1 protein-coding gene is annotated in these 342 nt (G+C 46.5%); it reads right to left on the reverse strand.

The features are described 5' to 3' along the window. Positions 1-43: 43 nt before the first annotated feature. Positions 44-342: hypothetical protein (locus F0U44_RS24075; RefSeq protein WP_149730600.1), on the reverse strand; the 299-nt coding region annotated here is incomplete at its 5' end.

A 342-nucleotide genomic window follows, 5' to 3' on the forward strand; every position in this document is an offset into this window, starting at 1 on the left:
GCTACTCATTCTGGTTGGGTTTCGTGAATATTTAAAATATAACTTAAAATGCCTTAACACCCCAAGCGTAATGTTCGGGACTTCCGATCACTCTACCATTGTATCCCCAGGCCATGCGGTTACCCGAGGTTTCAAGCGTCCTCGACAGTGTCAAAGCCTTGCTGTATTCACGGTTGTAGATGTAGAACAAATTGTCTTTGTCGTATTTAGCGGGCTGCAGGTACCACTGGGCTCTGAAACTATCGACGCTGTTGACTCCGAAGGCCATGTGGTCGCCGTTCGAGTTAGTACCGACTCCCAATACCAAATATTGGTTACGCTCAGTGTTCAAGATCTTGAAGT

The organism is Nocardioides humilatus (assembly GCF_008373755.1).
GTDB classification, from domain to species: domain Bacteria; phylum Actinomycetota; class Actinomycetes; order Propionibacteriales; family Nocardioidaceae; genus Nocardioides; species Nocardioides humilatus.